Annotated in this window: 8 protein-coding genes; 1 reads left to right on the top strand and 7 read right to left on the bottom strand. The window is 47.0% G+C overall.

Going from position 1 to position 10,000, the window contains the following annotated elements; translation table 11 throughout:
- From LDL40_RS12820 to LDL40_RS12790, 7 genes are all read right to left on the bottom strand, one after another.
- Positions 1-929: protein kinase (locus LDL40_RS12820; protein ID WP_300995771.1), on the bottom strand; the 929-nt coding region annotated here is incomplete at its 3' end.
- Positions 930-1,202: 273 nt separating this feature from the next.
- Positions 1,203-2,765 (bottom strand): dihydrolipoyllysine-residue acetyltransferase, encoded by a 1,563-nt coding sequence (locus LDL40_RS12815; RefSeq protein WP_300995770.1) that lies wholly within the window; start codon positions 2,763-2,765, stop codon positions 1,203-1,205.
- A 10-nt stretch (positions 2,766-2,775) separates the two neighbouring features.
- Positions 2,776-3,753, bottom strand: a complete 978-nt coding sequence (locus LDL40_RS12810; protein ID WP_300930421.1) for a transketolase C-terminal domain-containing protein — start codon at positions 3,751-3,753, stop codon at positions 2,776-2,778.
- Positions 3,753-4,937, bottom strand: a complete 1,185-nt coding sequence (locus LDL40_RS12805; RefSeq protein ID WP_300995769.1) for a thiamine pyrophosphate-dependent dehydrogenase E1 component subunit alpha — start codon at positions 4,935-4,937, stop codon at positions 3,753-3,755. Before LDL40_RS12805 ends, LDL40_RS12810 begins: the two co-directional genes overlap by 1 nt.
- A gap of 413 nt (positions 4,938-5,350) precedes the next feature.
- Positions 5,351-6,403 carry a succinylglutamate desuccinylase gene (gene astE, locus LDL40_RS12800; RefSeq protein WP_300995768.1) on the bottom strand — a complete coding sequence of 351 codons (1,053 nt, stop codon included), beginning with the start codon at positions 6,401-6,403 and terminating at the stop codon, positions 5,351-5,353.
- A 117-nt stretch (positions 6,404-6,520) separates the two neighbouring features.
- Positions 6,521-7,801: an endonuclease gene (locus LDL40_RS12795; protein WP_300995767.1), complete on the bottom strand. Its 1,281-nt coding sequence runs from the start codon at positions 7,799-7,801 to the stop codon at positions 6,521-6,523.
- A gap of 155 nt (positions 7,802-7,956) precedes the next feature.
- On the bottom strand, positions 7,957-8,835 hold the full coding sequence (locus LDL40_RS12790) for a DMT family transporter (RefSeq protein WP_300995766.1): 879 nt from the start codon (positions 8,833-8,835) through the stop codon (positions 7,957-7,959).
- Between the two features lie 267 nt (positions 8,836-9,102).
- Between LDL40_RS12790 and LDL40_RS12785 the strand changes: the two genes are divergently transcribed.
- A partial coding sequence (locus LDL40_RS12785; RefSeq protein ID WP_300995765.1) for a catalase family peroxidase occupies positions 9,103-10,000 on the top strand: 898 nt, incomplete at its 3' end.

Below are 10,000 nucleotides of genomic sequence, written 5' to 3'. Positions count from 1 at the left end.
AAACGCGGCATGTTTTTCAGGAAGTAATCACCGGCTTGCTGGCGCAACAACAAATCATCAGACAGCATACTGTCGAGCATGGTGGCAAACTCCATAGGCAAACCAAGGCTGCGCGCTGGTATAGCTTTGCGACCAAAACGGCAGGACTGGCCCGATGCCAGTGCATACAAGGTACTGGCTACCCCTTGCTCATCAAAACGAGGGCTGGATAGAGCACCAGAGCGTTGCTCAGGGCCAATAAAATACACATCCCCTAAACGGGCATTCGAAGTTTGCAAGTCCGCTGACATCAATTGCATTACATTAGTGCCAATGTAATGCCCTTCGCTGTCAAGCTGTGCGAATACCGATGAGCCCCAATCCACCAGGCTGATTTGGTTGGTGCTCTCATCGTAGACAATATTCGACGGCTTAATATCGCCATGCACTATAGGTGCATTTTCGCCGTCTTTTTTATGTTGGCGCAGCGCGAGCAGTAAACTGGCAAGCTGAGTGGCAATATCCAGTAACAAACGCACCGGCAGCCGACCTTGTTTCAGGCTGTATTGCTCCAAATCCACGCCTTTGGCGCGGCCCATCATTAAAATGCCCTGCTTTTTCACCAACTGATAGGTAAAAAATGGCGGTACATTAGGATGAGCAGCCTGCGACAACATATAGCCTTCGTCGGCTAATCGTTCCTGAATATGAGGGGGTAAGTTGATGCGGGAAAATTTAAACACCACATCCTGCTGTTTTTGATCAAGGCCTGCAAAAACAAAACCATAAGCGCCCTTGCCCACCAGCTCGATTTGACGGTAACCCAGCTTCTCCAGCTCAGAGATACAAAGCGCCACCCAGTCTTTAAGCTTCTTTGCGTCATTGGCGTTAAGCAGGTAGACCGACTGCTCTTCGGGGATGTAGAAGTTACGAAGCTGATGTTTGTCCATTTGTTTACCCTTCGTACTTGAAACTGCTGCTTTGTTGCCTGCGTGCTCTCGCCCCAATCACATAGCAACCTATGTTCATGGGGACTCGATTACTTGTCGCCTCGCTGCAGTTCCAATTACTTTGGGTAAACCCGCTGAACCTAAATGATACTTGAAACTGCTGCTTAGTTGCCTGCGTGCTCGCGCTCTTAAAACGAAAAACCCAGAGGATCTTCTGATCATCCGGGTTTTGTAACAAAGAACGATGCCAATTACCAGCTATTCGTCAATGGGTTAGACCATAGACAACAACATAGATGATGGCTGTTCCAGATAGCTTTTCCACAGGTTAGTAAAACGGGCTATGGTGCCGCCGTCTATGACGCGGTGATCACCAGACCAACTGATTTGCATCAAAGAGCGGCCTTCCACTTCACCTTTGGCATTAAAACGTGGCAACAACTGAGTTTTACCCAGCGCTACGATCGCCACTTCCGGCTTGTTAATAATAGGAGTGGCCACAGTGCCACCTATGGTACCAATGTTGGAAATAGTGATAGTGCCACCTTTGAGCTCTGCCGGACTAACACGGCCTTCACGGGCAGCGTCAGTCAGCTTGGTCAGCTCCTGGGCAATTTGTACGATCGACTTGTTCTGACAACCTTTGATATTCGGCACCAGTAAACCCACTTTGGAGTCCACTGCTATGCCAATATTGTGATCATCAAAATAGGTCAGCTCTGAACAGTCGCTGTTGACCTGGCTGTTCATGATAGGGAACTGTTTAATAGCCAACGACATGGCTTTCATAAAAAATGGCATCAGCGTCAGCTTAATACCCTGTTTGGCGTATTGATCTTTTAGTTGGCCACGAAGCGCAATCAGCTCTGTTAAATCAATTTCTTCACAGTAAGTAAAATGCGGAATAGTTGATACAGAATCCTGCATCTGACGCGCCATAGCCGCTTTAATGCCTTTGATAGGTTCTACACGGCTGCCGCCAGAACTAGTCACAACTGTAGTGGCCACAGCGGCTTTGACTGGAGTTGCAACAGCTTTGGCTACAGCAGAAGCTGCACCACCATTGGCATAAGCTTTGACATCGTCTTTATACACCCGGCCCTTTTCGCCAGAACCTGGCACTAAAGATAAGTCGATATTCAGTTCACGGGCTAAACGACGCACGGCTGGGCTCGCCAAAGCCTTGCCATTGCCTGTTGGAGCTGCGGCCACAGAAGCTGCTTTAGCCGCACACACCGGGGCAGCAACTGGCGCTGTAACAACAGCTGTCGGAGCGGAACTTGAAGTACCAGCTATTTCCTGCTGGAACAGCGGGCTATGCACCTTGGCGATTTCACCTTTGGCGTAATGTAATTTGACCACTTTACCTGCGTATTTAGCTGGTATTTGCACTAAAGCTTTGTCAGTCATCACATCACAAACTGGCTGGTCTTCAGCTAATACATCGCCTTCTTTGATCAGCCACTCAACAATTTCACATTCAACAATACCTTCGCCTATATCAGGCAGAATAAAGTCTTCCAGCTGTTTGCCAGTGGCAACAACTGCAGGGGCAGCTTGAGCTGGAGCAGATGGAGCTGCAACAGCAGGCGCAGCGCCGTCTGTATCCATTTCAAATAAAGGCGCATGCACTTTGGCGATATCGCCTTTGGCGTAATAGAGTTTGGTCACTACACCGTCGTACACAGCAGGGATTTGCACTAAAGCTTTGTCGGTCATTACGTCACAAACCGGCTGGTCTTCAGTGATACGATCACCTTCTTTCACCAGCCATTCCACGATTTCACACTCGACTATGCCTTCGCCAATGTCCGGCAGAATAAAATCTTTTTTCATCTGGCTGTCCTTAGAAGTTCACCGAGCGTTTTATCGCTTCGTAAGTTTTCAGATGATCGGGCACATATTCTTTTTCCAGTGCCAGCGGGTACGGAATATCTAAGCCACAGACCCGTTCTATCGGGCTTTCCAGATGCAGGAAGCATTTTTTCTGAATAGTCGATGCGATTTCAGCAGCAAAACCACCTGTTAACGGCGCTTCATGGTTAATGACTAAACGGCCGGTTTTCATCACAGACTCTGCCACTGTGTCAACATCCCAGGGCTGAATGCTGCGAAGGTCAATCACTTCACAGGAAATGCCTTCGGCTTGTGCCATATCCACAGCTTTTTGGATAATTTCCATCTGCGCGCCCCAGGCTAACACAGTCACGTCTTTGCCTTGTTGCAGCACTTCGGCTTTGCCCAGTGGAATTTCGTAATAGTCTTCTGATACTTCACCTACAGATGCGCGGTACAGTTTCTTTGGTTCAAAGAAAATCACCGGATCCGGGCAGTTAATCGCAGCTAATAACAAACCTTTAGCCTGAGCCGGGTCGCGTGGCACCACAATTTTTAAACCTGGTGTATGAGCAAAATATGCTTCAGGCGACTGGCTGTGGTAATGACCACCGGCAATACCACCACCGTATGGAGTACGGAATACTAAACCACCCACATTAAACTCGTTGCCAGAGCGGTAACGGAACTTAGCCGTTTCATTCACAATCTGGTCAAAGGCCGGGAAGATATAGTCAGCAAACTGAATTTCCGCCACAGGCTTCATGCCCTGAGCTGCCATACCGTTGGCAAAACCCGCTATGCCTTGCTCCGTTAAAGGGGTGTTGAAGCAACGGGCTTTGCCGTATTTTTCTTGCAATTTGCTGGTGGCGCGAAATACACCACCAAAGTGGCCCACGTCTTCACCAAAACAGACCACACCGTCGTCTTTGGCCATGGCTAAATCTAAGGCGTTGTTGATCGCCTGTAACATATTCATCTTAGCCATTATTCAAATCTCCCCGCCGTCACCGGATAGGCATCCGGGTACTTTCTGATATGTGCTTTTAGTTCTTCTAATTGTTCGTTTAACAGTGGAATTGGTGTTTCGTAGACATCACTCATCAGATGTTCGATACCAGGCTTGGCCACTTTTTCTGCCACTTTTAATGCATCTAATATTTCCTGACGCAGCGCATCGGACTTGGCTTTATCAGCTTCTTCGTCCAGCCAGCCTTGTTTCACCAGCCATAACCGGAAACGGGAAATCGGATCGTTTTTACGCCACAGCTCTTCTTCTTCTTTCGAGCGATAGCCACTTGGGTCATCTGACGACGAGTGCGCGCCTAAACGGTAAGCAATAGATTCGATGAGAATCGGCTCTTCGTGTTCCAGCGCATAGTCGCGTGCCATTTGCGTGGCTTTATACACCGCCAGAATATCAGCACCGTCGACACGAATGGCTTTCATGCCATAACCCACACCACGACAGGCAATACCATCACCTTTAAACTGCTCATTGGCGGGCGTTGAAATGGCATAACCGTTATTACGGCAGAAGAAAATCACAGGCGCTTTATGCACAGCGGCCATATTCAAACCAGCGTGGAAGTCACCTTCAGAGGCGGCGCCTTCACCAAAATAACAAATGGTGGTGTTTTTCAGTCCGCGTAACTTTTGCGCATACGCATAACCACTGGCCTGAGGAATTTGGGTGCCTAGCGGTGATGAGATCGTCATGTAGTAAATATCTTTGCTGCCGTAATGCACTGGCATCTGGCGACCTTTACCTAAATCTTTTTCGTTAGAGAACAGCTGGTTCATAAACTGTTCCAGACTAAAACCACGATAACGCAAGGCGCCTTGTTCACGGTACTGCGCCATAATCATGTCTTTATCATCTAAAGCAGCTGCACTGCCGACAGTGGCGGCTTCTTCGCCTAAACACTGCATGTAAAAACTAATACGGCCCTGACGCTGAGCGGCCAGCATGCGCTCGTCCAAAATGCGGATAAACTGCATGCTGTCGTACATTTTAAGGGCTGTGGTTTTATCAAGTTGTGGCGCTTCGGCGCCTGGGTACAAAGAGCCGTCATCCTGCAGGATGCGCAGCGTGGGAATTTGTAACGCGTGACCGCTGGTAAACTCAGCTGTGTGCACTGTAGAGATGGTTGCGTTATTGGGGTTAGTCATAGGTGTCTCTTTTGGTTGTATCCGTCAGACTGTGACAAAAGGTTATACCTGTCGCACCTGAAGCTGCAGCTCTGTTGACAGCATCCTCTCGCCTCAGTCGCATGGATTTTACTATGCTCCTGTGATCTCAACAGCTTGTCGTCTCGCCGCAACTTCAAGTTACCAGGGTATAAACGCGCGGTGGCTTGATGACCACTCTTCGTCAATTTATTGCGTTTCCCCGTTTGCCCTGACCATTATTTTTGTTTTACGTGCTTTTTAAGTTTAGTTGTTTTCTTATTATTTTCGGCCGCAACTTTACCTTTACGTAAACTGCATTGCAACCAGAGACTCAAATAAAAACAGCTGGTCCATGCACTAAAGCAAGGCCAGCTGTCAGAGTTTTTGTACTGCAAAAAATACAAAACTGCGGTTTAACTGACTTTTCCTGCCACAGAAACAGGTTTTACCATCAACATTGCACGTTGGCCGACAGCGACCTTGGGGTTAGGAAAAATAATAGCTTCACCCTCGACTTCCACTTTGTATTCAACACCTGCATCACTGGCAAGCAAAGTGCCGACCTCAAATGAACTGAAGTTTTCGATGTTATCCGCAAAATGCAGCTTAAAAGCCTCAGTGGACTTGTTGATAGAACGACGTACTTCGTACAGATTAAAGTCTGCTTCACTAAACTCAGTTGTAACAGTGTCACCACCAGATATCAAAGCTCTGATCGCAGCATCAGCTTCGGCAAAGCGACTCATGTCGTTTTGACCAAAAGGCCGGGCTTTACCAAGCTCTATGGTGAAACCATGCGCTTTACAGCTTTGGGCTGCAAAATAGCTGAACGTACTGGCTGGCGTTTGCATTAAAAGCACTGTGTTCGCGCCACAGGCTTTTAAAAACTCAAACTGGTTTTTGCTCCAGTCCGCGCCATGTAAAAATGGATACACAGCAAACTTTTCAAATCGGGATCCCCGTATGGCGGTATGTAAGTCATAGAGTTTACGCTCACGTAAACCAGTCGGAGCGTCATCAAAAAACTTCAGCACATAGGCTTCTAATTTTTTTGCCCGCTCACGTTCTGCACTTTGTACACCAGGCTCTTTGCTGTGGTGTCCGGAGAATAAACGATTGAGGTTATCCTGGATCTCCCTGACACCGGCATTAATAGCTGGAGGATTGCCAAATATAAACAGTAGCCGCTCTGTCAGTTGTAGTTTGCCACTTAACACTTCGTTCAACAGTTGCGAACAAAGCTCAATTGGCGCGGTTTCATTACCATGTACTCCGCTGCTCAGTACTATGTCTTGCTGACCGCAAAGTCTGGGTTGGCAATACATCACACCAGTATCCCAGATCTGAATTTCTGTGCCATTTTCCAGTTGGTAGCAGGCAAAAGGTAAAAAATCCGGATAGTTCAGGCTGAGTTTTAAAAAATCATGGGAGTGCTGCAACTGCTGCAACAGGGTTTCAGGCTTCATAGATGCTCCATAAGCAAGCGCTTAAACGCTTTTTTTAAGTTGCCCCATTCTAGCCTGCCCCCCGACACAGTCCAAGCTGCTTTTCCTTCGAAAAGTAGCTTGGCGTTAGATCAGCAATTAGAGGCCACAACTGGCTCCATAAATCGACTGTGCCCATTGTGGATTATCAATAAATGGATTGCGGTTTTGTTGCCATTCATAAATTCGGTTATTACGACGGGTCTCAAAACTATCCACTGGGTCTTGTAAATGCCATTGCAGCAATACACATAGTTTACCCATCTCTGGAGCTGAACTTCCGGTCGGGGCAAAGTTACGTAAAATCAGGTTTGGAGTGCCTGTGTCATCACTACCCTCGTAGCGCACATCCATATAAAACATCATACGGGCCACGTCACCTTTGACCGCATTACGTGGTTCAAAGCTATCACTGTCAGTTTTGTTTTCAGGCGATTCGGCCAAAGCCGTACCGCCCAAATCAAAGTCTTTGTTAGCGCGACTGGAGTTAATAGACACATCCGCAGGTCGCAGGTGATGGATATCTGTATAGGCATATTGGCTTTCATTGGGGAAACCGTGGCTTTTCGCCCAGACATGCTCGCGGTTCCAGGCATCCAATGAATTAGTTTGGCCAGCACGGAAGCTTTTCGCCTCTGAACGGCCAGCGTACAGCAGGATCACATTATTGCTGTTGTTTGGATCTTCATCTGTATAGGAAATCGCATCCCAAACCTGGCTATAAGTTAGACGGACATGGCCACGTAAGATGTTATTTAATGCAGCTTTAAGTTCAGAGCCTGATTTTCCCAAAGCTGCAGCGTAATAAGTCGGCTGATTAACAACAGGATCTGTACTGCCTCCTGTATCACCACCTCCACTGCAACCGGCGGTAAATACACCGGTACCGGGGTTACCGTAGTTGCCCGACACCCCCCAGTCTGACACTGTATTGGTGTCGTTGCTGGAAATGCGGCTAATGGATTTATCAACTGCATTAATGGACCAGCCGAATAAGCCATTCTCCCAGCCCACAGAGTCAATTTCACTGCTGCCGTTCCTTAACTTAACGTAATCACCGCTGTTACCAAATGCCAGGGTTAAACCAGCAAGTTGCGGTGTTTTGCCATACAGGTTTTGCATGGCCGCGCTACTTTTTGCCACCAGAAAATAACTGCGTGGTGCCACCGTACCTGATAAATTAAAACTGCCGCCATTATCCTGCAGGCTATAACCTTGCAGATTAATGGCTGTACAGCTGTTGTTATACAGCTCAACGAACTCTTCTGTACTGTCGTTATTCGGAGCGTCGTACAACACCTCGCTGATCAGCACATTGCCATAACTACTGCAGGTTAAAAGCGCTGCCACAAACAGTGTTAAGGTTGTGATCTGTTTCATTATAAACCCCTAAGTTCTTGTTATACAGGGAGGATTTACTTCCTTCCATCTGTATTGACTCTGCTTTTCGAACAGAGAAAAACAAGATTACCTCAGGTTTGTTACAAATTACTTAAATAATATACACCATGTTTACTTTTGTACTGCATTCAACATTAAGCCCACATCACCAATACAGCCGCGACTACAATTAAGCCCAGCCCCAGCAGATCCTGACTTTTGAGTTTTTCTTTAAGTACCAGCACAGAAATAAGCAGTGTAAACAACACTTCTACCTGCCCTAGAGTTTTGACATAAGCCACCGCCTGTAAGCTCATTGCAGTAAACCATCCCAAAGACCCCAGACAACTGGTAAAACTAGTAGCTAACGTAAGTTGTGGTTTTTGCCACAGTTTAACTAAGGTTGTTTTATCATTCAGAGCCAAATACGCCAGCAACACCAGGGTTTGGGTGGTAATCACAAAAAACAACACCCAGGCTGCTGCGGGTAAAAAAGGCAGTTCAAGTGTCAGACTGGCTTCGCGCACCCACAAAGAGGTCAGCGCAAAAGCTAAACCACTGCCTAAACCCAAAGCCAGTGTTTTAGCGGACAATGATTGAATGCTGGTCGCGCCTGTTAACAAAAATACAGCGACGCCTCCGATAAAAACACCACACCAACCTAACGGACTGATGTAAGTACCGAAAAACATCACTCCAACAATAGCCGCCAAAATAGCCTCACTTTTTGCGAGCCCCACTCCTATTGCATAATTTTTAAGCTGGAATAACATCACCATAAGAGCGGTCGCCAAAATTTGCATCGCAGACGCGGCAACAACGTAAAACACAAACCACGGGTTGAAATGTGGCATTTCATACTCTTGCCACTGATAAAGCCCTAATAGATAAAGTAATGCTAAAGGACCGGCGTAGACAAAACGGGCTAAAGTTACGCCCATTACAGGCACATCTTTACTTAGTTGCTTTTGGAATGCATTACGCATGGCCTGCATAAAAGCAGCCAAAAGGGTAAAAGGGATCCATAAAGACATACAGACTTCCATCAATATCGGGAGCCAGCATAATGCAACTGCTTGCCAAAGGACGCAATCAGAAAATGGCAAGGCTGAAGAATACTGACCATACTCAAAGCGGAATTCATCGTGGTTCAACAGTTGTTGCAAAGTGACGCGGCGGCAGTGCTGTTTGAATGAGTTTCTTCTAACCACTCATTTTTAGCAGCAGAACCTGCATTTAGCGATGTGTTTGCTCAGAGCAAAGGCTGTGTTCAGGTTCGTTTTACTTAAAAGGTTAAGGTCATGACAAAAGGTTTAATAAAGGGCACTTTAAGTTTAATAGCGATTAGCTGCCTGCCATTACAAGCGCAAGACAACGGCAATGTCGCGGTGAAGTTAGTGGATACGTTGACTGAATTGGCTCAGGGGCCACACAAAGGCTTTCGCGCTAATCACGCTAAAGGTGCTATAGTCTCCGGCAGTTTCACGCCATCGGCGGAAGCAAAAAACTACAGTAGTGCGGCCCATTTCAGCCAGACAGTACCAGTGACAGTGCGCTTCTCTAACGCCACTGGCGTGCCAAATTTACCAGATGCCGACCCTCATGCCCGCCCCAATGGCATGGCTATACGTTTCACTTTGCCCGACAATAATTCAACCGACATTGTCAGCATTTCCTATAACGGCTTTCCCGTAGCGACACCTGAAGAGTTTCTGGAGCTGTTAACCGCGATTAAAACTAATGCAACGGATACTAATAAACCGACTAAGCTTGAGAATTTTTTACAAAGTCACCCGGCCGCTCTTACTTTTGTTCAAACGCCTAAACCTGTGCCAGCCAGTTTTGCTAATCAATCATTTTTTGGCGTAAACAGCTTTATTTTTGAAAATGACAAAGGGGTTCAACAACATTTTCGCTATCGCATAGTGCCAAAAGCAGGAGCCAACTATTTGTCAGATGAAGCCGCAAAAAAAGTCGCGCCAGATTTTCTGATGGATGAAATCAAACAAAGAGTAGTAAAAACTCCAGTGGAGTTTAGCCTGCAAGCTCAACTGCCTAACGAAGGCGATCCTTTACTCGACGGCAGTAAAACCTGGCCAGACGACAGACGCATTGTTGATCTCGGTACCATCAGATTGGATGCTGTTCCTGCGGACACAGCGGCATGGGACAAACAAATGTTTAATCCGTTGTTGCTGA

It is taken from the genome of Rheinheimera sp., assembly GCF_020217005.1.
In the GTDB taxonomy this organism is placed as follows: domain Bacteria; phylum Pseudomonadota; class Gammaproteobacteria; order Enterobacterales; family Alteromonadaceae; genus Pararheinheimera.
Note: the sequence above shows the minus strand (reverse complement) of the source record. Positions and strands in the feature narration are given on the sequence as shown.